This window comes from Nonomuraea marmarensis (assembly GCF_043197025.1).
GTDB lineage: Bacteria > Actinomycetota > Actinomycetes > Streptosporangiales > Streptosporangiaceae > Nonomuraea > Nonomuraea marmarensis.
The window spans coordinates 1-21,907 of the sequence record NZ_JBICRM010000016.1 but is presented as its reverse complement, the minus strand read 5'-3'; the positions used below and the strand labels follow the sequence as shown (position 1 = coordinate 21,907).

Annotated in this window: 23 protein-coding genes; 10 read left to right on the top strand and 13 right to left on the bottom strand. The window is 68.8% G+C overall.

Annotated elements, in window-relative coordinates:
* Positions 1–11 precede the first annotated feature (11 nt).
* From ACFLIM_RS25420 to ACFLIM_RS25400, 5 genes are all read left to right on the top strand, one after another.
* A complete protein-coding gene (locus ACFLIM_RS25420; protein WP_393169482.1) occupies positions 12–644 on the top strand; it encodes a GntR family transcriptional regulator in 633 nt (210 codons plus the stop codon).
* 74 nt (positions 645–718) lie between these two features.
* Positions 719–1,648 (top strand): DUF6282 family protein, encoded by a 930-nt coding sequence (locus ACFLIM_RS25415; protein WP_393169480.1) that lies wholly within the window; start codon positions 719–721, stop codon positions 1,646–1,648.
* Complete coding sequence (locus tag ACFLIM_RS25410) at positions 1,645–2,361, top strand: PIG-L deacetylase family protein (RefSeq protein WP_393169478.1); 717 nt, start codon at positions 1,645–1,647, stop codon at positions 2,359–2,361. Before ACFLIM_RS25415 ends, ACFLIM_RS25410 begins: the two co-directional genes overlap by 4 nt.
* A complete protein-coding gene (locus tag ACFLIM_RS25405; RefSeq protein ID WP_393169476.1) occupies positions 2,358–2,972 on the top strand; it encodes a 4-carboxy-4-hydroxy-2-oxoadipate aldolase/oxaloacetate decarboxylase in 615 nt (204 codons plus the stop codon). The genes ACFLIM_RS25410 and ACFLIM_RS25405 overlap by 4 nt, the downstream gene beginning before the upstream one ends.
* A gap of 105 nt (positions 2,973–3,077) precedes the next feature.
* Positions 3,078–3,329 carry a hypothetical protein gene (locus tag ACFLIM_RS25400; protein WP_393169474.1) on the top strand — a complete coding sequence of 84 codons (252 nt, stop codon included), beginning with the start codon at positions 3,078–3,080 and terminating at the stop codon, positions 3,327–3,329.
* Between the two features lie 54 nt (positions 3,330–3,383).
* Here ACFLIM_RS25400 and ACFLIM_RS25395 read toward each other — a convergent pair whose 3' ends face one another.
* Complete coding sequence (locus ACFLIM_RS25395; RefSeq protein WP_393169472.1) at positions 3,384–3,866, bottom strand: MarR family winged helix-turn-helix transcriptional regulator; 483 nt, start codon at positions 3,864–3,866, stop codon at positions 3,384–3,386.
* Between the two features lie 107 nt (positions 3,867–3,973).
* Between ACFLIM_RS25395 and ACFLIM_RS25390 the strand changes: the two genes are divergently transcribed.
* Positions 3,974–4,348: a DoxX family protein gene (locus ACFLIM_RS25390; RefSeq protein ID WP_393169470.1), complete on the top strand. Its 375-nt coding sequence runs from the start codon at positions 3,974–3,976 to the stop codon at positions 4,346–4,348.
* Here ACFLIM_RS25390 and ACFLIM_RS25385 read toward each other — a convergent pair.
* Together ACFLIM_RS25385 and ACFLIM_RS25380 are read right to left on the bottom strand one after the other, a co-directional pair.
* Positions 4,336–5,565 (bottom strand): cytochrome P450, encoded by a 1,230-nt coding sequence (locus ACFLIM_RS25385; RefSeq protein ID WP_393169468.1) that lies wholly within the window; start codon positions 5,563–5,565, stop codon positions 4,336–4,338. The genes ACFLIM_RS25390 and ACFLIM_RS25385 overlap by 13 nt on opposite strands.
* A gap of 13 nt (positions 5,566–5,578) precedes the next feature.
* The gene (locus ACFLIM_RS25380) at positions 5,579–5,761 is read right to left on the bottom strand and encodes a hypothetical protein (RefSeq protein ID WP_393169467.1); all 183 of its coding nucleotides are present in this window, start codon (positions 5,759–5,761) and stop codon (positions 5,579–5,581) included.
* Between the two features lie 178 nt (positions 5,762–5,939).
* Between ACFLIM_RS25380 and ACFLIM_RS25375 the strand changes: the two genes are divergently transcribed.
* The gene (locus tag ACFLIM_RS25375) at positions 5,940–6,842 is read left to right on the top strand and encodes a helix-turn-helix domain-containing protein (RefSeq protein WP_393169465.1); all 903 of its coding nucleotides are present in this window, start codon (positions 5,940–5,942) and stop codon (positions 6,840–6,842) included.
* Position 6,843: 1 nt separating this feature from the next.
* Here ACFLIM_RS25375 and ACFLIM_RS25370 read toward each other — a convergent pair whose 3' ends face one another.
* On the bottom strand, positions 6,844–7,665 hold the full coding sequence (locus ACFLIM_RS25370; protein WP_393169463.1) for an SAM-dependent methyltransferase: 822 nt from the start codon (positions 7,663–7,665) through the stop codon (positions 6,844–6,846).
* A gap of 107 nt (positions 7,666–7,772) precedes the next feature.
* On the opposite strand from ACFLIM_RS25370, the gene ACFLIM_RS25365 reads away from it, so the two are divergent.
* Positions 7,773–7,934, top strand: a complete 162-nt coding sequence (locus tag ACFLIM_RS25365) for a hypothetical protein (protein ID WP_393169461.1) — start codon at positions 7,773–7,775, stop codon at positions 7,932–7,934.
* Positions 7,935–7,944: 10 nt separating this feature from the next.
* Here ACFLIM_RS25365 and ACFLIM_RS25360 read toward each other — a convergent pair whose 3' ends face one another.
* A complete protein-coding gene (locus ACFLIM_RS25360; RefSeq protein ID WP_393169460.1) occupies positions 7,945–9,741 on the bottom strand; it encodes a SpoIIE family protein phosphatase in 1,797 nt (598 codons plus the stop codon).
* Between the two features lie 521 nt (positions 9,742–10,262).
* Positions 10,263–11,438, bottom strand: a complete 1,176-nt coding sequence (gene chrA, locus ACFLIM_RS25355) for a chromate efflux transporter (protein WP_393169458.1) — start codon at positions 11,436–11,438, stop codon at positions 10,263–10,265.
* Positions 11,439–11,601: 163 nt separating this feature from the next.
* Here chrA and ACFLIM_RS25350 point away from each other — a divergent pair, with 163 nt between their 5' ends.
* A complete protein-coding gene (locus ACFLIM_RS25350; protein WP_393169456.1) occupies positions 11,602–12,303 on the top strand; it encodes a hypothetical protein in 702 nt (233 codons plus the stop codon).
* A gap of 447 nt (positions 12,304–12,750) precedes the next feature.
* Positions 12,751–12,966, top strand: a complete 216-nt coding sequence (locus ACFLIM_RS25345; protein WP_393169454.1) for a hypothetical protein — start codon at positions 12,751–12,753, stop codon at positions 12,964–12,966.
* Positions 12,967–12,981: 15 nt separating this feature from the next.
* On the opposite strand, the gene ACFLIM_RS25340 is transcribed toward ACFLIM_RS25345, so the two are convergent.
* The 7 genes from ACFLIM_RS25340 to kdpF all read right to left on the bottom strand — a co-directional run bounded on the left by ACFLIM_RS25340 (position 12,982) and on the right by kdpF (position 21,435).
* Positions 12,982–13,302, bottom strand: a complete 321-nt coding sequence (locus tag ACFLIM_RS25340; protein WP_393169452.1) for a PadR family transcriptional regulator — start codon at positions 13,300–13,302, stop codon at positions 12,982–12,984.
* A 193-nt stretch (positions 13,303–13,495) separates the two neighbouring features.
* Positions 13,496–14,164 (bottom strand): response regulator, encoded by a 669-nt coding sequence (locus ACFLIM_RS25335; protein WP_393169451.1) that lies wholly within the window; start codon positions 14,162–14,164, stop codon positions 13,496–13,498.
* Positions 14,161–16,698 carry a DUF4118 domain-containing protein gene (locus ACFLIM_RS25330; protein ID WP_393169450.1) on the bottom strand — a complete coding sequence of 846 codons (2,538 nt, stop codon included), beginning with the start codon at positions 16,696–16,698 and terminating at the stop codon, positions 14,161–14,163. The genes ACFLIM_RS25335 and ACFLIM_RS25330 overlap by 4 nt, the downstream gene beginning before the upstream one ends.
* A 1-nt stretch (position 16,699) precedes the next feature.
* Positions 16,700–17,560, bottom strand: coding sequence for a potassium-transporting ATPase subunit C (locus ACFLIM_RS25325; protein WP_393169448.1), 861 nt, complete (start codon positions 17,558–17,560; stop codon positions 16,700–16,702).
* On the bottom strand, positions 17,561–19,681 hold the full coding sequence (gene kdpB / locus ACFLIM_RS25320) for a potassium-transporting ATPase subunit KdpB (protein WP_393169446.1): 2,121 nt from the start codon (positions 19,679–19,681) through the stop codon (positions 17,561–17,563).
* 3 nt (positions 19,682–19,684) lie between these two features.
* Positions 19,685–21,346, bottom strand: a complete 1,662-nt coding sequence (gene kdpA, locus ACFLIM_RS25315) for a potassium-transporting ATPase subunit KdpA (protein ID WP_393169444.1) — start codon at positions 21,344–21,346, stop codon at positions 19,685–19,687.
* Positions 21,346–21,435 carry a K(+)-transporting ATPase subunit F gene (gene kdpF / locus ACFLIM_RS25310; RefSeq protein WP_350811823.1) on the bottom strand — a complete coding sequence of 30 codons (90 nt, stop codon included), beginning with the start codon at positions 21,433–21,435 and terminating at the stop codon, positions 21,346–21,348. Before kdpF ends, kdpA begins: the two co-directional genes overlap by 1 nt.
* Positions 21,436–21,907: the final 472 nt, after the last annotated feature.

The window sequence follows — 21,907 nt, the reverse complement described above, 5'->3', positions numbered from 1 at the left end:
AGAGAGGGAACGTGTCCACAGATTCGGGAACGGTGCTCGACGCCATCCGTGACGGGATCGTGCGCGGCGAGTTCGTGCCTGACCAGCGGCTTGTCGAGGCGGACCTGTCGGAGCGCTTTTCCGCGAGCCGCAGTTCGGTGCGTTCGGCGCTCCTGCAGCTGACCAACGAGGGCCTGGTGGAACGGGTTCAGCACCGGGGCGCACGGGTGCGTGCGGTGTCCCTGGCGGAGGCCATCGAGATCACCGAGGTACGGATGGTGGTCGAGGGCCTGTGCGCGGCCAAGGCCGCTGAGCGGGTGACTCAGGCGGACGCGGACGGACTGCGTGACATCGGCGCGCGGATGTCGGAGGCGGTCGCGTCGGGCGACGTGCTCGGCTACTCAGAGATCAACCAGTTGCTGCATCGCCGGATACGAGAGCTGAGTCGTCAGACCACCGCGGGTGGCGTGTTAGAGCGGTTGCGCGGGCAGATCGTACGGCACCAGTTCCGGCTGGCCATGCAACCGGGGAGGCCGGCCGTGTCGCTGGGCGAGCACCTGGCCATCATCGACGCCATCTGTTCGGGGGACCCGGAGACGGCCGAGCGGGCCGCTCGTCGTCACCTCCGCGGCGTGATCGAGGCGTTGCGGGCCTACGAGATCTGACGGACCCTTGACGACTGTCGCCCATATTGTAAACCATCTGTTTCACCAAGATGACAACAATCTGGGAGACAGGCATGGTGCAGCCCCAAGACCATCCCCAGCCCTCCGCTCGCGCCCGTGAGCTGGTCGCGGGCGCCTACGACATCCACATCCACGTGGCCCCCGATGTGATGCGCAGGCGGATAGACGACCTCACCCTCGCGGCCCGCTTCGCCGAGACGGGGCTCGCCGGGTTCGTACTCAAATCGCACTACGTACCCACGACGGAGCGGGCCGCGGTGGTGCGGGCCGCGACACCCGGCTTCGGCGCGATCGGCGCGATCACCCTGAATGCGTCCGTGGGCGGCATGAACCCCATCGCCGTCGAAATCGCCGCCCGGGGTGGTGCGCAGTTGGTGTGGTTGCCCACTGTGGACAGCGCCAACCAGCGGGCCTGCACGGCCACCGACCCCGAAGGGGCCACGCCGCCCATGTGGGCCCGGTTGCAGGCCGAGCTGCGGGAAGCGGGGATATCGGCGGATCCGGTGGACGTGGTGGGATCCGGCGGCGTCGTCCTCGAGCGGACCCGGCAGGTGCTGCGAGTGATCGCCAAGCATGACATGACGCTCGCCACCGGCCACCTCAGCGCGGCCGAGATCGACGCGGTGGTGGACGCGGCCGTCGAGGAGGGGGTTCGCCGCATCGTGATCACCCATCCGGAGTTCACGTCCCAGCGCGTCGCGATCGACCGGCAGCGGGTGCTCGCGGCCAAGGGAGCCCTGCTCGAACGCTGCTTCACCACGCCCCACACCGGCAAGGTCTCCTGGCAGACGTGGTTCGAGCACATCAGCGCCGTGGGCCCCGAGCATTCCGTGCTCTCCAGCGACCTCGGCCAGCCGTTCAACCCGCCGGTGGAAGACGGCCTCGCCCTGCTCGCCGACCGGCTGCTCGCCGAGGGCTTCACCGAGAAGGATGTCCGGACCATGGCCGTCGACAACTCCCGCTGGCTGGCAGGTGTGAAATGAGCGAACGCAGGATGTTGGTGGTCGGCGCGCACAGCGCGGACTTCGTCTGGCGGGCGGCCGGCGCCATCGCCCGTCACACCTCCCGCGGCGGCGAGGCCCTGGTGGTCGCCCTGTCCTACGGCGAGCGGGGCGAGTCCGGCGAGTTGTGGAAGCAGCCGGGCCAGACCGAGGAGAACGTCAAGCGCATCCGGCACGAGGAGGCGTCGAAGGCCGCGTCGGTGGTGGGCGCCCGGTTCGAGCCGTTCGACCTCGGCGACTACCCGCTCCGGGCCGGGCCGGAAGCCGTCGAGCGGCTGGCCGAGTTGATGCGCGACTTCGCCCCGCACGTCGTGCTCACTCATCCGGAACACGACCCGTTCAACCCCGACCACCCCGCGGCGCACGCCGCGGTGGCCCAGGCCCGGCTCCTGACCTCCGGCGCCGGGGTGGCCAGCGGCTTTCGTACGGCCCCGCCTTCGGAGTTCCTGGTGTTCGAACCGCACCAGCCCGAGCTGTGCCGATTCACCCCCACCGTCTACGTGGACATCACCCCCGTTTTCGACCGGAAGGTCGAGGCGATGGCCGCGATGGCCGCCCAGCAGTACCTCCAGGAGTACTACCGGCAGCGCGCCGACCAGCGCGGCAACCACGCTCGCAAGGTCACGGGCGACTCGGGGATCCGGCAGGCGGAGGCGTTCCAGAGGTTGCTGCCGAACGTGGTGGAGGCACTGTGAGCACTGGTGAGCTGGCCGCGGCGGGCGTGGCCACGGTCTACGAGGCCAGGGGCCGTCTCGGCCTGATCGACGAGAGTTTCGAGCCCCTGCTGCCCGGTCGCGCGGTCGCCGGTCCGGCCCGGACCGCGCTGTGCGGGCAGGACGACAACCGCGCGGTTCACGAGGTGATGACACACGTACGGCCGGGCGAGGTAGTGGTGCTGACCATGCCGGAACCGCGGCCGGTCGCCCTGCTCGGCGACCTGCTCGCCACCCAGGCCCGAGCACGCGGCGCCGCGGCGGTGCTGGTCGACGCGGCCGTCCGGGACGTGGCCGACCTGCGTGAGCTGGGCCTTCCGGTCTGGACGCGGTGGCGGCGGGTCAGGGGAGCGGGCAAGGACTTCCGCGGCGCGGTGAACGTTCCCGTCACCATCGGCGGCGCCACCATCGAACCCGGCGACCTGGTGGTTCTCGATGACGACGGCGCGGCGGTGGTGCCCGCCGCCGACCTCGACGCGACCGTGCGCGCCGTACGCGAGAGGCTGGCCAAGGAAGCGGGCCTGCGCAAGCGATGGCGGTCGGGCGAGCTCAGTTATGACGTGTACGGCATGCGCGCCCAGGACGCGCCGTGAGCAGCGGCACGGTTATCAAGGTGGGCGGACTGACCTGGTCGTCGGGCTGCTCGACCGCCGGGCCAGCCGCTGGAAGCCGATGGGGACGGACCAGTGAGGCGCGGGGTGCTGGCGATCCGCGCATGGCGTCGTGTTCACCACTCAGCGGATCATGGACAAGAAGCCCAAGGACGTGCCGCCTTCCAACGCGCCCTGGAGCGGGCCCAGCGGTACATCCACGAGGCGGATACCACCGAGATCACGCAGCTGCTGGCGGCCTACCTCAAGGGCATCGATCCGAAGGCGCTGACCGAGTTGCCGGGCCTCATGCGGACCGAGATACCGGAAAGAACCGCTTCGACCCGGGACATCTCCTGAGCCCCGGTCAGGGGATGTTCCCCAGGTGATGTCGTAGCGGGCTCGGACCAGGGCTTATTCGAGACAGGTGTCGTCGGGATCGGTGGCGCGGGTGATGCGGCGGCCGATGTCGCGCAGTTGCCGCGTCTGGGCCTTGGTGAGGGGGTCGAAGACGAATTCGCGGACCGCGTCCACGTGTCCGGGGGCGGTCGCGACGACCTGCTTCCAGCCTTCCTCCATGAGGACGGCCAGGATGTAGCGGCCGTCGGCCGGATCGGGCGTGCGGCGCACCCAGCCGCGCTTCTCCAACCGGCCGACCACGTGCGACAGGCGCGACAGCGACCCGTCCGAGAACGAGGCCAGCTCACTCATCCGCATCGTGCGCTCCGGGCTCATCGACAGCCCGGCGAGCACCTGGTACTCGAAATGGCTGATGCCCGCGTCACGCTGCAGTTGCCTGTCCAGTGCGGCCGGCAATCTGATCAGTACGCTGAGCAGCGCCAGCCAGGTCTGCATCTCCTCGTCGGTCAGCCAGCGTGGCTCCTCCGGGTCGTCCATATCCACACTCTAGCTTGAGGCATCAAGTGATCGGAGTTGACGCTTCAAGTGGTCATGCGTACAGTCCGGTTGAAGCTTAAAGCCATCTCACCTTGATCGGATCCCCGATGAACCTCGCCCTCTGGATCATCGCCGGCCTGCTCGCCCTGCTCTTCCTCGGCGCCGGCCTGATGAAACTCTCCCAGCCGAAAGCCAAGCTCGCCGCGTCCGGCATGGCCTGGACCGAGGACTTCTCCGCCGGCGCGGTCAAGGGCATCGGCGGTCTGGAGCTCCTGGCCGCCATCGGCCTGATCCTGCCCGCGGCGCTGAACATCGCGCCGGTGCTGACGCCACTGGCCGCGACCGGCCTCGTCCTGGTCATGATCGGGGCCGCGATCACGCACGCCCGCCGCAAGGAATCTCAGCCGATCATCGCCAACGTGGTGCTCCTCGCGCTGGCCGCCGTCGTGGCCTGGGGCCGGTTCGGCCCCTACTCCTTCTGACCCGATCCGGCGCAGACCCTCAGCTCGCGGATCTCGTACCCGCCGATGTCGTTGTTGAAGGTCACGCGGGGCGCCGACGCCATCCGGACGCCCTCCATGGCGAACAGCCGGCTGAGGAGGATGTCGGTCTCGAGGATGGCGATGCCCGCTCCGGGACACCGGTGCGGGCCGTCGCCGAAGGACAGCGCCGCGGTGCCCGTGCCCCCGTCGATGGCGCGCCCTGGGCACACCGACAGCGGCTCGGAGCCCACGGCATGGGGATCGGTGTTCGCCGCGTCGATGAACACGTCGATCAGCGCGCCCGGAGGCACCGTGACCGGCCCGTCGGCGCCGGCCAGCTCGAGTGCCGCCGTCGTGCGCCGGCGCAGCCGCGCCACCGCGGGTTCGAGCCGCAGGATCTCGTGCAGTACGGCGAGGCGCCCGGGCTCGTCCGCCGCGCGATACCGCTCCAGCAGCGCGTCATCGGTGAACAGGTGCCAGGCCGCGACGCAGATGAACTCGCGCGTGGTGACCATTCCGGCCGCGGCGAAGGTCAGGCACTCGCCGAGGATCTCGGCGTTCGTGCACCCTTCGGAGATCAGGTGCGAGATGAGGTCGTCGCGCGGCTCGCGGCGGTGGTCGCGGATCGCCGGGCGTACGTCGGCCACGTAGATGCGCAGCCAGTTGATGTTCTGCCTGACCAACCAGTAGATCCCGCTCGGGCTGGTCAGGCCGGGCTTGCCGAACTTCTCCGGAAAGAAGCGTTCCAGCCTGCGGCGGATCCCCGGCCTGCTGGAGGTGAGGCCGATGACCGCGCTCGCCACCTCGATCGCCATGCCGAAGCTCAGCTCGGAGAGCTGCGCCTCGCCCGCCGCTCGCAGCTTCGCGAGCTGGCTGCCGGCGATGTCCGCTATCAGGCCGCGATACCGCTCGTCCACGCGGCGGGGCGTGAAGTACTTCGCGGTCTGCCGCCGGTGCTCGCGATGTTCGGGCCCGTCCCGGTAGAGGACGGGACGCCGGATCTTGGCGGGCAGCTTCTCCACGGTCTCGATGCCCAGCCCCGCCTGGACGGTGCCGTCGCTGCGCAGCACGGCGCGGGCTTGCGCGTAACCACGGACCTCCCACGTGCCGTCACCGGCGCGACCGACCGGGCAGGTCTCCTGGGATCTCGGCCGCTCGATCTTGCGAGCGTCGCCGCTGTGGTCGTTCACGCCGGTACGCCTCCCGTCCTCGGACACCGTTGACCACCCGTCAGCAGATCTTGCCCCGGGTGGCCGCGAAGGCGATCTCGGCAACGCCGTCCCGTTCGTAGGCGGGCATCCCGTACGCCATCACCTCGCCGAAGCCCTGGAGCTCCGCACGGCACATTTCCCGCAGCCTGGCCAGTGCATCCCTGCGCTCCGCCGGGGACCTCGGCCAGGTAGTCGTCGACATCCTTTGCCGTGCTCTGCACCATATGGTCAATCTTGTCGCATGCAGCGAGGTTCTAGGGAAGATTGTTAGCTTTGGTGGTGAATAGCGAGGCCAGAAGGAATGATGAGCTCTTCGTCAGTTGGCGTGGCAGGATTGACGACAGGCAGGACTGTGGCGAATTGCCGATTGAGGATCATAAATGTCGACTGCTCACGATATGGGTGATTTGGCCGGAACTCCCGGCAGTGATGCCGTCCAGTCCGGGCCGACCGCGCTTCGCATCTTGGTCGGCTCGCAGTTGCGCCGCTTGCGCGAGTCCCGCGGGATCACGCGCGAAGCCGCCGCATATGTCATCCGAGGGTCACAGTCCAAGATCAGCCGGATGGAGAGCGGGCGCACCAGTTTCAAGCCGCGTGACGTCGCCGACCTGCTCACCCTGTACGGCGTGACCGAGGAAGCCGAACGACAGGCGCTGCTGGCCCTGGCCAAGCAGGCCAACGCGGTCACCTGGTGGCAGGACTACCGTGATGTGATCCCCGAATGGTTCGAGGCCTACGTCGGACTGGAGCAGGACGCGGCGCTGATCCGTACCCACGAGGTGCAGTTCGTGCCAGGTCTGCTGCAAACCGAGGAGTACGCCCGCGCCGTCATCGCCCACGGCCACCACGACGACTCCGCTGAGCAGGTCGAACGCCGGGTCGCGGTGCGGATGCGGCGCCAGCGGATCCTCACCCGGTCCACCACCCACAGACTCTGGGTGGTGATGGACGAAGCCGCGCTGCACCGCCGCGTCGGCAGTCGTGAGACCATGCGTGCCCAGCTCGAGCACCTCGGCCGGCTGGCGGAGTTGCCCCACGTCACCGTGCAGGTGATTCCGTTCACCTCTGGCATCGTGGGTGGCGTCGGCCCCGTCACGATCCTGCGCTTCGCCCAGACCGAACTGCACGATGTGGCCTATGTCGAACATCTGATCGGCGCGCAGTACTTCACCAAGGAAGCCGAGGTGCTGCCGTACCAGAAGCTGATGGACGAACTCGGCATCTGCGCCGCGCCCTCGACGGCCACTCCGGCGATCGTGCGTCAGATCATCGGCACTTTGTAGCTCACGGCTTGCGAGCGACACCGCAGTACGCGTCCACCTGGGCAGGCACACCGAACACGTCGGCCTCGACCCGCCACCGGGAGACCGACACGACACCCGGCTCCACCAGCTCCAGCCCGTCGAAGAACCTGGCCATCTCCGCGGGGGTCCGCAGCCGATATTGGTACACCTCGCCCTTGTCGCGAAGCCGCTCGGCCTCCGCCGCCGCGTCGGGCTTGACGACGTTCGTCCCGTCTTCGAACACCAGGTAGCTGCCTGACGGCAGCGTCCCCATCAGGTGCTTCACCAGCGCGTACGCCTGATCGTCGTCGAAGATCGTGCCCATCACGCCCAAGAGCATGAGCGCGGTCGGCTGGGTGAAATCCAGCGTCTTGGCCGCGAATTCCACAATGGTGTCCGGTTCGCGGGCATCAGCCTCGATGTAGTCGCAGGCGCCTCGAGGGTCACTGGCGAGCAGAGCTCGCGCGTGCGCCAGCACCATGGGGTCGTTGTCGACGTAGACGATACGGCTGGTCGGATCCACCCGCTGCGCCACCTCATGGGTGTTGTCGACGGTCGGCAACCCGGTACCGATGTCCAAGAACTGCCGGATATGTACCTCTCCGGCGAGATATCGGACGGCTCGCCCCAGAAACGTGCGAGCATGACGGGCTATCTCCTCCATGCCCGGATAGGCGTGCCGGAGTTTTTCGGCAAGCTCCCGGTCGACCGGGTAGTTGTCCCTTCCGCCCAGCCAATAGTTCCAGACCCGCGCCTGATGCGGCCTGCTGGTGTCGACCCTCGGGAGAAGCGCCGGGTCCGGTGCCTGCGAATCATCCGTCACGAAGGCCCCACCTCATATGTCGCAATTTCCCGGTTTTCAGGCTAGCGTTCCGGCTTTTGCCCTTTCTGGCAAGCCGTCCGGACCCGCCTCAGCCGGGTCTTCGTAGGGTGCCGAGGTGTGAGCACGTCCCGCTGGACGTCCACCGGCTGACGGAGCCGGTGGCGGCGGCACTCGGGCTGGAGCCGCAGGGTGCGATGCTGGTCCGCCCGGACGGCCTCCCGCCGGCGCGCTGGCCCGGCGCCGTCGGCGACCTGCCCCTCGCCGCCTGACGGCATCGGGTCAGTCAGCCGCTCGTACGAACAGGGTCGCGATGTCGTCGTTCAGCCGCCCGCCCTGATAGTCCAGCGCCGCCTGGCTGACGATGTCGGCGAGTTCGGGCAGCGGCGTCTTCGCCGTGCGTTTCAGCAGAGAGGGGAGCATGGTCTCGCCGAACATGGGGCCGTGGCGGCGGGCCTCGGTGATGCCGTCGGTGAAGAGCATCAGCGTGTCGCCGGGTGCCATGGTGAAGTGTGTGGAGTGCGGGGAGAGCTGGGGGAGCACGCCGATCAGCGCGCCGGGTTCGCCGACCTCGCGGACAGTGCCGTGCCGGTCGACGTGGAGCGGCAGCGGGTGCCCGCACACCACCATGTCGACGTGCTGCCCGTCCTCCTCGGGGCTCAGCGTGAGATACACCAGGGTGCAGAAGCGGTCGGTGACGTGCGTCCGTACGGCGTCGTTGAGCATGACGGCGATGTGGGCCGGATCCGGGTCGATCATCACGGCCGCGCGGGCGGTGTGACGGACCAGCGCGGTGAGGGTGGCGGCCTCGGCGTCCTTGCCGCAGACGTCGCCGAGGATGATCCCCCAACGGCCGTCACGTGACTGGAACGCATCGTAGAAGTCCCCGCCCACCTGGGAGTCGTCGTCGGCCGGGTGGTAGCGCGCGGCCAGCTCCACGCCGGGGATGTCCGGAAGGTGCGGCGGCAGCAGGCTCTGCTGGAGGGTACGGGCGATCTCGCGCTGCTTGTCCAGGGCGGCGGCCTTCTCTATGCAGGCGGCGGCCAGTTCGGCGAGCTGGGTGAGGATCGCCTCGTCGTCGATGGTGAAGTCGGCGCCGTCCATTTTGTCGGAGACCTGGATCAGCCCCAGATTGCCGCCGTCGGAGGCGATCAGCGGCACGGCCAGCCAGCCGCGCATCGGCGGGTGCTTGCCCGCGTACTCTCCGAAGCCATGCCACTCCGGGTGCGCTTCGAGCTCGTCCTGTCTCATCCGCATCGGCTCGTTGTTCCGGCACACCTGAGCGTAGATGCCCTGCCCGGTGGGGGAGGCCTCGAAGCCGCGCCAGGCGGCGTACTTGTCCGACAGCGAGGTGGCGGTGACCGTCTGGGCCCAGCTCCGGTTGCGGGTCAGGCTCGACGTGGACTGGTGCGCGCCGATCAGCCGGCGAGCCTTCTCGGTGACCATGTTCAGGGCCTCCTCGAGGGAACTCGCGGAGTTGATCTCGATGCTGGCCTTGGCCAGGCCCTGGAGCTGCCGCGTACGGCGCTGAGCGGCCTCGGCCTGCACGTTCAGCCGCGTCGACTCCGAGAACTCCAGCTGCAACTGGATCTCGGCCATGGCCGCGGTGGCGAGTTCGCCGAGGGTGCGGAGCTGGTCCACGGTCCAGCGTTGGGGCCGGGTCTGCACGGCGCACAGCGTGCCGATGGGCTGCCCGTCCAGGATCAGCGGGACGGCGATGTAGGCACGCATCCGCGTCCGGGCGACGACCGGATTGGTCGCGTAATCATGGTTGGCCCTGACGTCACCGATGACCAGCGGCTGGTCCCGCGCCACCACGAGCGGGCAGAACCCCCAGTCCAGGGGCAGGAGGCGCTCGGTCGCCCTGGGATGACGCGAGCCCACGTACTGGATGACTCTCTGCCGGTCGGCTTCGACGAAGGTGACCAGCACCACGGGGACGTCGAGGAGCCGCGCGGCGAGCCGGGCCGACCGGTCGAGCGTCTCCCTGGCCAGCGAGTCCACGGTTTTGAGCCGTTCGAGGGCCTTGAGGCGGTCCGGCATGTTGAGCGCGTCGGCGAAGCGTGACGATCCGATCATGCGGCGGTTACCCACCGCCTTCGTTTGCTCACGGGGTTACCGGTCAGGTTGCTCCACGACATCTTGCCTCCCTGGTACTGAATGTTCGCTTGGGTGGGGGAAAGTGTCACAGGGACAACCGGTTCGTAGGATGGCTCTCCCGCCGATGAGCGCCACGATTCAGGCACGTTTCCCCGGAGAATATGACTACTTTTGGGGACAATATGTCTGATTGTACCGTTTGCGAGGTTCTGCAAGGACACGGCCCAGGGCACCCGCCGCGGTCAGCCGGCGGAGAACCCTGAGAACAGGAACGGGGCACGCCGGCGCTCGCCGCAGACGCGCCGTTACCGATCTCCGTCCCCAAAGACACCAAGCTGATCGTCGGAGACTCGCACTACGGCCTGCCCAGACCCGCCAGCCAGTACACGGCGCCTTGACCCGGTCAGCCCGCACTGAGATGGCGGCGAACGGCTTCGGCGGCCTGTTCGGCTGCGGCGGGGTCGCTGTGCTGGGGCGGTTCCGCGCGGTCGCGCGGGATGTCAGGTGAGCAGGGTGTGGGCCAGGCCGATGGCGGCGCCGGCGGCGATGTACCAGGCGTTGTTGAGCTTGGTCCGCCACAACAGCGCCAGCGTCACCAGGGCGATGGCCACGGTGAGGGGGTCGACGATCCCGGTCCGGCCGAGCTGGAAGGACACTCCGGCCATGAGGGCGAGCGCGGCCGCGTTCAGGCCGTCGAGCAGCGCGGACGTCCACGGGCTGGAACGGAGCTTGTCGGTGAGCTTGGTGAGCAGGCCGACGAAGACGAACGAGGGCAGGAAGATGGCCACGGTGGCCAGGAACGCGCCGATCGGCCCGGCGATCACGTAGCCGAGGAAGGTCGCGGTGGTGAACACCGGGCCCGGGGTGACCTGGCCGATCGAGACGGCGTCGATGAGCTGCTGCTGGGTGATCCAGCCCAGCCGGTCGACGAAGTCGCCGCGCAGGAAGGCCAGCAGCACGTACCCGCTGCCGTACAGCACGGAGCCGATCTTCAGCATGGTGACGAACAGCTGGGCGAGCTGGCCGCCGGTGGGCTCGCCGAACACGGGCGAACCGGTGAGGGTGAGCAGCGGCGCGGCGAGCACCCCCTGCAGCCGGTGCGGGCGGCGCGGCAGGCGGGTCGCGGCGGCCAGTAGGGCGCCCGCCGCGAGCACGAGCAGCTCGTTGACACCCAGCAGGTACGCGGCCAGCGCGGCGATCGCCAGACCGCCGAGCCACACATTCTTGATCACCGTGCGGAGCAGGCCGAACAGGGCGTGCGCGATGATCGCGATCACGGCGGGAACGATGCCGTACAGGATGCCCTCGACCGCCGGAGTGTTGCCGTAGGTGACATAACCCCAGGCCAGCGCGGTGACGATGAGCGCGGCCGGGAGGATGAAGCACACGCCGGCGGCGATCAGGCCGCGTCGCCCGGCCCGGTCGTAGCCCAGGTGGATGGCCAGCTCGGTGGAGTTGGGGCCGGGGATGAGGTTGGTGGCGCCCATCAGGTCCACGAACCGCTGGTCGCTGACCCAGCCGCGGCGGCGGACCAGCTCGTCGCGCATCATCGCGGTGTGCGCTGCCGGGCCCCCGAAGGCGATGACGCCCAGTTTGAGGAACACCAGCACCACCTCACGCCGGCGCTGCCGGGCCGCCGCCGAATCCTGGTCGCGCCCGGGCTGGTCTTGGCTCACCTGGTATTTCCTCCGCCCTGGAACCCTTACGCAGGCCGATATCGGCAGACGATAGCAGCGTGGCACTCGGCGCGTGCGGGCGGGTGGCCGCTCCGCGGGCCTCTGGGTTATATGTCGGTATCGGCGGGAAGCCGTCGGGCGGGGGCATGCCGAGGGGGCCGAGATGACGGAGCTGACCAGGAGAGAGTTCGCGTTCCTGATGGTGGGCGCGGGCGCCGCCATCACCGGCCTCGGGGCCGGATCCGGCGCGCGGCTGGCCAAGTACGTCGACGCGGTGCCGAGGTTGCCGACCGCGGTGCCGCGGCACGAGGCGTACCCGGACGCCGACTACTACGAGCTGACGATGTGGCAACGTCCCTGGCGCTTCCACCGCGATCTGCCGGCCGGGCAGGCCTGGGGCTTCTGGGCCACCGGCGAACACGGGCCGGTCGGCCTGGGCTACCTGGGCCCGACGCTGGTCACGCGCCGGGACCGCCCGGTCGTGGTGCGCTACCGCAACCACCTGCCCACCACGCACCTGCTGCAGTCGGCGGTCGACGTCACGCTGTGGCGGAACGTTCCCGGCGTCCCGCCCGATCCGCCCGGCGGCCGGATGCCGCAGGACTTTCCCGCCGAGCCCAACGTGTGGACCGTCACCCATCTGCACGGCGGGTTCAACCTGCCGCAGTTCGACGGCGGCCCGGAAGACTGGTTCACCCCCGACGGCAGGCACGGTCCCCGCTACGCCTCCATGCCCGGGGCGCGGGCCAACGAGGCCGTCTACGCCTACACCAATGACCAGGACGCCACCATGTTGTGGTACCACGACCACTCGATGGCGATCACCCGGCTGAACCAGTACGCGGGGCTGCGGGTGTCTATCTGATCCGCGACTCGTTCGAAGATCGCCTCGCGCTGCCGCGTGATGACTTCGAGGTGCCGCTGGTGGTCCAGGACCGCAGTTTCAAGGCCGACGGCTCGCTGTCGTACCCCGACAAGGGACCCAGCCCGTACCACCCCAAATGGAATCCCAACGTCTTCGGCGACACGCCCGTCGTGAACGGCAAGGCGTACCCGTACCTGGCCGTCGAGCCCCGCCGCTACCGGCTGCGTTTCCTCAACGCGGCCAACCAGCGCTTCTTCCACATGGGGTTCGAGCACGGCGGTGCCCTGCTGCCGTTCTGGCTGATCGGCACCGACGGGGGCCTGCGCGCCGGGCCGCTGCGGCTGACCAGCGTGTGGCTGGCGCCCGCGGCGCGGCTGGATGTGATCGTCGACTTCGGCCAGGTGCCCGCAGGCCAAACCGGTCCTGGCCGGCTATCTCGTGGGCCCGGTGATCCCGCCCATGCCGGAGGAGGTGGGTCCCAAGGACATCGTGATCGCCAATACCGAGATGGTGAGCAGGATCGTGCTCCATCTGGACCCGCCACGGCGGGTGCGCGGCGTTCCCGGCACCCGGCTCCACTTCCCGGCCGAGTACGTCCAGCACTGCCACATGGTCGAGCACGAGGACAACGAGATGATGCGCCCTTGGCGCATCATCTCGTGAGGACGGGGCTCGGGCTCAGCGGGCGCTTGGTGGCCGCTCGGCCTCGGGGAGGACCTCGCGCACCAGCTCCACCAGCGCGGCGCGATCCTCCGCCAGTGCCGCACGGCCCGCCTCGGTGGCCCGGTAAACCCGCCGTACCCGGCCGTCGACCACTTCCTGATGGGAGGCGAGCAGCCCATCGGCCTCCAGCCGGTGCAACGTCGGATAGAGCGTGCCGGGGCTGATCGCGTACCCGTGCCGTTTGAGTTCCTCGGTCATCCACGCGCCGTGAATGTCTTGCTCGGCCGCGTGGTGCAGGATGTGCAGCCGCACCGCCCCGCGCAGGAACTCCCGCATCCTCCGTCACCGTCCCGACTGGATCGCACCGTCACGCACCAGCATATGACGAAACCGATATCGGCTACCGATGTCGAGAGGTACGGTGAACAGGCCCATGAGGTCGATGGTCATCCGAGGCTCTCGCGTGCTCCTGGTGTCGTGGCGCACCAGGTCGTTTACGCGAACACATCGCCGAGTCGGCGACAGGGCGTCATGGGGTGAAGCGGTAGCCCATGCCCGGTTCGGTGATCAGATGGGCGGGGTGAGCGGGGTCGCGTTCGAGCTTCTTGCGGAGTTGGGCCATGTATTGGCGTAGGTAGTGGGTTTCCTTGATGTGTTTGCTGCCCCAGACCTCGGCCAGCAGGTAGCGCTGGGGGATGAGTTTGCCGGGGTTGCGCAGCAGGATTTCCAGGATGTGCCATTCGGTGGGGGTCAGCCGCAGGCCGTTGGAGATGGTCTTACGGGTCAGGTCCACCGTGTGGTCGCCGATGGGGATGTGGGCCAGTTCGGCTTCCTGTACGGCGGCGCGGCGGGAGACGGCGCGGATGCGGGCGAGGAATTCTTCGATGCCGAAGGGTTTGGTGACGTAGTCGTCGGCGCCGGCGTCGAGAGCGTCGATCTTGTCCTGGTTGCCGGCTCGGCCGGACAGGACGACGATCGGGATGTGGGTCCAGCCGCGCAGGCCGTGGATGACGTCGATGCCGTCGATGTCGGGTAGGCCGAGGTCGAGGACGACGAGGTCGGGGCGCCAGTCGGCGGCTTGGCGCAGGGCGGAGGAGCCGTCGGTGGCGACGGCGACGTCGTAGTGGCGGGCGGCCAGGTTGATGCGCAGGGCGCGCAGGATCTGGGGTTCGTCGTCGACGACGAGGATTCTGGTCATGAGGTGACCGCGCGGGATGAGATGGGCATGGTGACGGTCATGGTGAGACCTCCCCCTGGTGTCTCTTCGGGTATGAGCGTGCCGCCCATGGCTTCGGTGAGGCCGCGGGACAGGGCGAGGCCGAGGCCGACGCCGGTGCCGTTGTCGCGGTCGCCGAGGCGTTGGAAGGGCAGGAAGACGCGTTCGTGGGCTTCGGGTGGGATGCCGGGGCCGCGGTCGATGACGCGGATCTCGACGTGGTCGCCGTGCCAGCTGGCGGTCAGGTGCACGTTCTGGCCGGGTGGGCTGTAGCGGACGGCGTTGGTCATCAGGTTGACCAGCACCCGCTCCAGCAGCGCCGGGTCGGCGACGATCTCGGGCAACTCGATGGAGATGTCGCCCTCGATGCGGTCGCGTGGCGGTCCGAGGTCGTCGATGGCCCGGGGCACGATCTCTTCCAGGGCGACGGGCAAGAGGGTGAGTCCGAGCACGCCGGCCTGCAGGCGGCTCATGTCGAGCAGGTTCTCCACCAGCCGGGTGAGGCGCACGAGTGATTCGTCGGCGGTGGCCAGCAACTCGTCGCGGTCTTCGGGGGTCCAGTCGATCTCGCTGGTGCGCAGGCTTTCCACGGCGGCTTTGGCGGCCGACAGCGGGGTGCGCAGGTCGTGGCTGACGGCGGCGAGCAGCGCGGTGCGCATCCTGTCGGCTTCGGCCAGGGGTTTGGCCTGTTCGGCCTCTTCTTGCAGGCGTTCCTGGCGGAGCGCGACGGCGGCTTCGGCGGCGAAGGCCTCCAGCACCCGCCGGTCGCTGGCGTCCAGCAGCCGGCCGCGGGCGGCGAGCACCAGCGTGTCGTTGATCATCACGTCGGTGTCGGCCACCCCGGGATTGGTGCACGGGGCGGCGCCGGAGGTGGCGACGATGCGCCAGGCCCCGGGCTCCGACTGATCGTCCGGGGTCGGCTCGCCGACGCGTTCGAGCAGGGTGACCGAGTCCAGGGCGAACGTCTCGCGCATGCGGCCGAGCAGCGACGACAGCGCGGCCTCGCCCCGCAGCACGTGCCCGGCCAGCGTGGACAGCGCCTCGGCGTCCGCGCTGGCGCGCGCCGCTTCCCGGGTGCGGCGGGCGGCCAGGTCGACGATCGTGCTGACGGCGGCGGCGACCAGGACGAAGACGACGAGGGCGAGGAAGTTCTCCGGGTCGGCGATGGTGAACTCGCCGACCGGCGGGGTGAAGTACCAGTTGAGCAGCAGTGACCCGCCCACGGCCGCGGTGAACGCGGGCCAGGTGCCGCCGATCAGCGCGACGCCCACGGTCAGGCACAGGAACAGCAGGATCTCGCTGGGCAGCGAGAGCACGTCGCGGAAGGGCAGGAGCACGGCGGTCAGCAGCGGCATGCCCACCACCGCGACCGCCCAGCCGATCAGCCGGCGCTTCCTGTTGAGCGCCGCCCGGGAACGTTCCGGGTGCCTGCGCCCCTTCTTGGCCTCCTCATGCGTGATCATGTGGACGTCGATGGAGCCGGACTGTGCCGTGGTCTCCACCCCGACTCCGCGCGAGAGAATCTGCGCGAACCGCCCCCTTCTGGACGCGCCGAGAACGAGCTGAGTGGCGTTGACACCGCGGGCGAAGTCCAGCAGAGCCTGCGGGATATCATCGCCGACAACCTGGTGGTAGGTGCCGCCCATGTTCTCCACCAGGCTGCGCTGGCGGGCCAGGTTGGCCGGATCGGCGCCAGCCAGCCCGTCGTCGCTGGTCACATGCACGGCCAGCAGGTCGGCGCCCTTGGTGCGGGCGGCGATGCGGGCGGCCCGGCGGACCAGCGTGTCGCCTTCTGGACCGCCGGTCAGGGCGACCACGACGCGTTCGCGGGCTTCCCAGGTGCCGGCGATGCCGTGTTCGGCGCGGTAGCGGTCGAGCTGGTCGTCGACCTTGCCGGCGACCCAGAGCAGGGCCAGTTCGCGCAGTGCGGTCAGGTTGCCGACGCGGAAGTAGTTCGACATCGCCGCGCTGACCTTCTCGGGCGCGTAGATGTTGCCGTGGGCCATGCGGCGCCGCAGCGCCTCGGGCGACATGTCGACCAGCTCGACCTGGTTCGCCCGGCGCACCACCTCATCCGGAACGGTCTCCCGCTGCGGAATGCCGGTGATCTGCTGCACCACGTCGTTGACCGACTCCAGATGCTGGACGTTCACCGTCGAGACGACGTCGATGCCGGCGTCCAGGATCTCGTCGATGTCCTGCCAGCGTTTGACGTTCTTGGAGCCCGGCACGTTGGTGTGCGGCAGCTCGTCGATCAGCGCGACCCTGGGCGCGCGTGCGATGACGGCGTCCACGTCGAGTTCGGTGAAGGTGGCCCCCCGATAGACGATGGTCTTGCGGGGGATCACCTCCACGCCGTCCAGCAGGGCGGCGGTGCGGGGGCGGCCGTGGGTCTCGACGAACCCCACGACCACATCGCGGCCACGCTCCAGGGCGCGGCGGCCCTCGCCGAGCATCGCGTACGTCTTGCCCACCCCGGGCGCCGCGCCCAGGTAGACCCGTAGCCGCCCCCTCATGTCACGCCTTGTCAAGCGCGAGGTTGAGTTCCAGCACGTTCACCGCCGGCTCGCCCATGAACCCGAGCGCCCGGCCCGTGGTGTGCTCGTCGATCAGGGACCGCACATTCTCCACCGCCAGCCCGCGCTCCTTGGCCACCCGAGGCGCCTGCAACTCGGCGTAGGCAACGGAGATGTGCGGGTCCAGACCGGAGGCGCTGGCCGTGACCGCGTCCGCGGGCACCCGCACCTCGGCCACGTTCCCGCGGACGGGCACGGTGTGGCCGGTGGCGTAGTCCTCACCCGGCTTGCCGCACTCCACCTTCAGCCCCTGATATTCCGGCACGAAGGGGGTGGCGGGGCAGGCCTGGTTGACGCTGACAGCGTGGTCGGGGAACACCTTCAGCACCGCGCCGACTCCGTCCGGGGCGCAGAACGGGCGGGCGCCGCTGACGCCCTCCAGCTCACCGACCGCCTTGGACCGGGCGCACACCTGGGTGAGCAGCGACTGCTTACCCTCGTCCGGGTTGCCCTCCTCGTCTTTGGCACCCGGCACCGGCAGGGTGTCCAGGACGTCTTCGGGGCCGAGGTTGCTGGCCGCGGTGGAGGTCGGGTCGTAGCCGTCGCCGGCCGCCGACGGCCGGGACTGGAAGTACTTGGGGATGGGGTTGCCGTCGGCGTCGGTGAAGGCTTGGCCGATGATCGCGCTGCCGACGGTCTTACCGCCGGTTTCGATCACAGAGCCGTTGGCCTTGTCGTTGAACACGGCCTGGGCCACGCCGGTGGCGGCCAGGGGGTAGATGATGCCGGTGACCACCGTGAGCACGAGCAGCGCACGCAGCGCGGCGACGTGCTGGCGGATCCAGCTGGGCATGCGGTCCATTTATGACATCCCCGGAAGGAGGTGAATCAGCAGGTCGATGATTTTGATGCCGATGAACGGGACGATGATCCCGCCCAGGCCGTACAGGTAGAGGTTGCGCGACAGCAACTTGGACGCGCTGGACGGGCGGTAGCGCACGCCGCGCAGGGCGAGCGGGATCAGCGCGATGATGACCAGGGCGTTGAAGATGACCGCGGACAGGATCGCCGACTGCGGGCTGGCCAGGCGCATGATGTTCAACGCGTCCAGACCCGGATACACCGCAGCGAACATGGCCGGGATGATCGCGAAGTACTTGGCGATGTCGTTGGCGATCGAGAACGTCGTCAACGCGCCCCGGGTGATCAGCAACTGTTTGCCGATCTCGACGATCTCAATGAGCTTGGTCGGGTTGGAGTCCAGATCGACCATGTTGCCGGCCTCTTTGGCGGCCGAGGTGCCGGTGTTCATCGCCACGCCGACGTCGGACTGCGCGAGGGCGGGGGCGTCGTTGGTGCCGTCGCCGGTCATCGCGACCAGCCGGCCGCCCTCCTGCTCCTTTTTGATCAGGGCGAGTTTGTCCTCGGGGGTTGCCTCGGCCAGGAAGTCGTCCACCCCGGCCTCGTCGGCGATGGCTTTGGCGGTGAGCGGGTTGTCGCCGGTGATCATGACGGTGCGGATGCCCATCCGGCGCATCTCATCGAAGCGTTCCCGCATGCCCTGCTTGACCACGTCCTTGAGGTGGATGACGCCGAGCACCCGGCCCTTCTCGGCCACCACCAGTGGCGTGCCGCCGGAGGCGGAGATGCCATCGACCAGGGGGCCGATGCCGTCGGTGGGGTGGCCGCCGTGGTCGCGCACCCACTTCATCACCGCGGTGGCGGCGCCCTTGCGGACTTGGCGGCCGTCGAAGTTGACGCCGGACATGCGGGTCTGGGCGGTGAACGGCACCCATTCGGCGCCGTGGATCTCCCGCTCCCGCAGCCCGTAACGCTCCTTGGCGAACACCACGATGGAGCGCCCCTCGGGCGTGGCGTCCGCGAGGCTGGACAGCTGCGCCGCCTCCGCCAGCTCCTGCTCGCTCACCCCGTCGACGGGGACGAACTCGCTGGCTTGGCGGTTGCCCAGCGTGATGGTGCCGGTCTTGTCCAGCAGCAGCGTGGAGACGTCACCGGCGGCCTCGACCGCGCGTCCGCTCATGGCGAGCACGTTGCGCTGGACCAGGCGGTCCATGCCGGCGATGCCGATCGCCGACAACAACGCGCCGATGGTGGTCGGGATCAGGCAGACGATCAGCGACACCAGCACGATGCCGGTCACCCCGTCGCCGGTCAGCGCCAGGGAGTCGCCGACGCCCGGGTTGACCAGTTTGGAGTAGATGGCCAGCGGCTGCATGGTCGCGGTGGCCACCAGGAAGATGAGGGTCAGCGCGGCCAGCAGGATGTTGAGGGCGATCTCGTTCGGGGTTTTCTGCCGGTTGGCACCCTCGACCAGGGCGATCATGCGGTCGATGAAGCTGTCGCCGGGCTTCTGGGTGATCTGCACGATGATCTTGTCGGACAGGACTTTGGTGCCGCCGGTGACCGCGGAGCGGTCGCCGCCGGACTCGCGGATCACCGGCGCGGACTCGCCGGTGATGGCCGACTCGTCCACCGAGGCGATGCCGTCGATGACGTCACCGTCGCCGGGGATGATCTCCCCGGTCTCGACCACGACCAGGTCGCCCTGCTTCAGTTCGGGCGCGCCGACCACGTCCCACTCCGACGCGGTGCGGGTTTTGAGGCGGCGGGCGGTGGTGTCGCGTTTGGCCGCCCGCAAGGTGGCGGCCTGCGCCTTGCCGCGGCCCTCGGCCACGGCCTCGGCCAGGTTGGCGAACAGCGCGGTCAACCACAGCCAGACCACGATGGCCCAGGCGAACCAGGACGGCTCGGCGATGGCCAGCACGGTAGTGAACGCCGCGCCGATCTCGACGATGAACATGACCGGGTTGCGCCACATGTGCGCCGGGTTGAGCTTTTTGAGCGCGTCCGGCAGCGAGGTGAGGAGTTGTTTGGGGTCGAGGAACCCGCCGCCGACCCGGCCGCCGCCGTTGTTCTTGGGTGCCGGCGCGTGGCTCGGGGTGTCGAGCAGTTGCGTTGACATGGTTTACCGGAGTCCTTCTGCGAGCGGTCCGAGTGCCAGCGCGGGCAGGAACGTGAGCGCGACCAGGATGATGGTGACGCCGACGAGCATGCCGACGAACTGGGGCCGGTAGGTGGGCAGCGTGCCGGCCGAGGCGGGCACCGGCGCCTGCTTGGCCAGCGAGCCGGCCAGGGCCAGGGCCAGCACGATGGGCAGGAACCGGCCGAAGGCCATGCACAGGCCGAGCGTGGTGTTGTGGAAGGGGGTGTTGACGCTGACGCCGGCGAAGGCGGAGCCGTTGTTGTTGGACGCGCTCGTGTAGGCGTACAGGATTTCGGACAGGCCGTGCGGGCCGCTGTTCAACATCGCCGCCCGGCCGGTCTCGGTCGCCATTGCCAGCGCGGTGCCGAGCAGCACCAGGGTCGGGGTGGCCAGGAAGTACAGGGAGGCGAGTTTGATCTCGCGGGCGCCGATCTTCTTGCCCAGGTATTCGGGGGTGCGGCCGACCATCAGGCCCGCCACGAACACCGTGATCACGGCGAGGATGAGGATGCCGTACAGGCCGGCGCCGACGCCGCCGGGGGCGACCTCGCCGAGCAGCATGTTGAAGATCAGCATGCCGCCGCCGATGGCGGTGTAGGAGTCGTGGAAGGAGTTGACCGAGCCGGTGCTCGTCAGCGTGGTGGCGGTGGCGAACATGCCGGAGTTGGAAGTGCCGAAGCGGGCCTCGCGGCCCTCCATCGCCGCTCCGATGGCCTGCGGCACGGTGCCGGAGGCGGACAGTTCGGCCCACTGGGTGACGCCGATGCTGATGATCGCGATGATCGCCATCACGCTCACGATCGCGTAGCCCTGCCGGTTGTCGCCGACCATGCGGCCGAACGTGCGGGGCAGGCAGAACGCGATGACCAGCAGCAGGAAGATGGTCAGCCAGTTCGTCCACGCGGTGGGGTTCTCGAACGGGTGGGCGGAGTTGACGTTGAAGATGCCGCCGCCGTTGGTGCCCAGGTCCTTGATCGCCTCCTGGGAGGCGACCGCGCCGGGGGTGAAGGTCTGCTCGCCGCCGGCCAGCGTCGTCCAACCGCTGTGGTCGGCGAAGGTCTGGATCGCGCCGCCGGCCACCAAAACGAGGGCGGCGATGAAGGCGATCGGCAGCAGGATGCGCAGGGTGCCGCGGACCAGGTCCACCCAGAAGTTGCCCAGGGTGTCACTCTTCTTGCGGGCGAAGCCGCGGACCAGGGCGATGGCCACCGCCATGCCGACCGCGGCGGAGACGAAGTTCTGCACCGCCAGCCCGGCCGTCTGGACCAGGTGGCCCATCGCGGCCTCGCCGGAGTAGGCCTGCCAGTTGGTGTTGGTGACGAAGCTGACCGCGGTGTTCCAGGCCAGCGCCGGCTCGACCGGCTCCATCCCCAGCGACAGGAACAGGGATGACTGCAGCCGCTGCAGGCCGTACAGGAACAGGATCGACAGCACCGAGAACGCCAGCACGCCGCGCGCGTAGACGCCCCAGCTCTGCTCGGCGTCGGCCTTGACGCCCAGCAGCCGGTAGATCAACCGCTCGACACCGGAATGCCTCGTGCCGGTGTAGACGCGGTACATGTAATCGCCCAGCGGCTTGTAACTCACGGCCAGGGCGAGCAGCAGGGACGCGATGAACAACATCCCGGCCAGGGTCGACGACATCAGAATCGCTCCGGGAACAGCAGGGCCGCGACCATGAAGATCACCAGGCCGACGACGACCACGAGACCGGTGGCGTTAACGGCGCTCACAGCCGCTCCACCGCCTTGACGACCAGCCCGAGGATCACGAAGACCGCGATCGTCAGGCCAACGAAGATGACGTCAGCCATCCCCACTCCTCAACTCCGAAGACAGGTGTTCCAACCGCCTAGGCAGGCGGCTGCAAAGAAAGCAAATCTTGGGTTTTAAGTGGATTTGACGTTCTTGACGGCATCCATACGGCCGTAGCCCGATTATTGACGCCATCTCTACGCGGCACTTCGCCCGCGCCTTCGTCGCGCATCATGATCGCGTAATCGTTCGCCCTCGAACCGTTCAGATGCCGTCAAGATGGACGGCAATCACACATGGAGGGGGGATAGTTCCCCTAAGCATTGAACCTTTCCCTGTAACCGCTTGTGGCGGTTCGTGATCGCCTTACACGGTGCGTCCGTGCTCCAGTTGAAGCAGGACGAGGGCCGCGGCGGCGATCTGGGTGATCCGGCTCGGGTCGAGGCTGACT

Bases quoted from the DNA above. Each gene is read 5' to 3' on its own strand.
- ACFLIM_RS25415 (WP_393169480.1), top strand. From the start codon at position 719: ATGGTGCAGCCCCAAGACCATCCCCAGCCCTCCGCTCGCGCCCGTGAG.
- ACFLIM_RS25410 (WP_393169478.1), top strand. From the start codon at position 1,645: ATGAGCGAACGCAGGATGTTGGTGGTCGGCGCGCACAGCGCGGACTTC.
- ACFLIM_RS25395 (WP_393169472.1), bottom strand. From the start codon at position 3,866: ATGGACGACCCGGAGGAGCCACGCTGGCTGACCGACGAGGAGATGCAG.
- ACFLIM_RS25390 (WP_393169470.1), top strand. From the start codon at position 3,974: ATGAACCTCGCCCTCTGGATCATCGCCGGCCTGCTCGCCCTGCTCTTC.
- ACFLIM_RS25380 (WP_393169467.1), bottom strand. From the start codon at position 5,761: ATGTCGACGACTACCTGGCCGAGGTCCCCGGCGGAGCGCAGGGATGCA.
- ACFLIM_RS25375 (WP_393169465.1), top strand. From the start codon at position 5,940: ATGTCGACTGCTCACGATATGGGTGATTTGGCCGGAACTCCCGGCAGT.
- ACFLIM_RS25360 (WP_393169460.1), bottom strand. From the start codon at position 9,741: ATGATCGGATCGTCACGCTTCGCCGACGCGCTCAACATGCCGGACCGC.
- ACFLIM_RS25350 (WP_393169456.1), top strand. From the start codon at position 11,602: ATGACGGAGCTGACCAGGAGAGAGTTCGCGTTCCTGATGGTGGGCGCG.
- ACFLIM_RS25340 (WP_393169452.1), bottom strand. From the start codon at position 13,302: ATGCGGGAGTTCCTGCGCGGGGCGGTGCGGCTGCACATCCTGCACCAC.
- ACFLIM_RS25335 (WP_393169451.1), bottom strand. From the start codon at position 14,164: ATGACCAGAATCCTCGTCGTCGACGACGAACCCCAGATCCTGCGCGCC.
- ACFLIM_RS25330 (WP_393169450.1), bottom strand. From the start codon at position 16,698: ATGAGGGGGCGGCTACGGGTCTACCTGGGCGCGGCGCCCGGGGTGGGC.
- ACFLIM_RS25325 (WP_393169448.1), bottom strand. From the start codon at position 17,560: ATGGACCGCATGCCCAGCTGGATCCGCCAGCACGTCGCCGCGCTGCGT.
- kdpB (WP_393169446.1), bottom strand. From the start codon at position 19,681: ATGTCAACGCAACTGCTCGACACCCCGAGCCACGCGCCGGCACCCAAG.
- kdpA (WP_393169444.1), bottom strand. From the start codon at position 21,346: ATGTCGTCGACCCTGGCCGGGATGTTGTTCATCGCGTCCCTGCTGCTC.